1 rRNA gene is annotated in these 691 nt (G+C 53.5%); it reads right to left on the reverse strand.

The window, feature by feature from the left end:
- Positions 1-691 (reverse strand): 23S ribosomal RNA (locus J4614_RS21895); the annotation flags it as partial.

A 691-nucleotide genomic window follows, 5' to 3' on the forward strand; every position in this document is an offset into this window, starting at 1 on the left:
TCAAGCGCCTTGGTATTCTCTACCTGACCACCTGTGTCGGTTTGGGGTACGATTTGATGTTACCTGATGCTTAGAGGCTTTTCCTGGAAGCAGGGCATTTGTTGCTTCAGCACCGTAGTGCCTCGTCGTCACGCCTCAGTGTTAAAGTGAACCGGATTTACCTGGAACACACACCTACACGCTTAAACCGGGACAACCGTCGCCCGGCCAACATAGCCTTCTCCGTCCCCCCTTCGCAGTAACACCAAGTACGGGAATATTAACCCGTTTCCCATCGACTACGCCTTTCGGCCTCGCCTTAGGGGTCGACTCACCCTGCCCCGATTAACGTTGGACAGGAACCCTTGGTCTTCCGGCGAGCGGGCTTTTCACCCGCTTTATCGTTACTTATGTCAGCATTCGCACTTCTGATACCTCCAGCAACCCTCACAGGCCACCTTCACAGGCTTACAGAACGCTCCCCTACCCAACGAACGTATCCTTAAACCGACTCGACTTTGTATACGCTTTGACGTCGCTTCGCTCCGTCAATCGTAACCCGCTGAATCGCTTTAAGTGATACGTTCGCTGCCGCAGCTTCGGTGCATGGTTTAGCCCCGTTACATCTTCCGCGCAGGCCGACTCGACCAGTGAGCTATTACGCTTTCTTTAAATGATGGCTGCTTCTAAGCCAACATCCTGGCTGTCTGGG

The sequence above is a fragment of the Salmonella sp. 32031103-2018-00083-FB-01-SM-01 genome, assembly GCF_017571995.1.
GTDB lineage: Bacteria > Pseudomonadota > Gammaproteobacteria > Enterobacterales > Enterobacteriaceae > Salmonella > Salmonella enterica.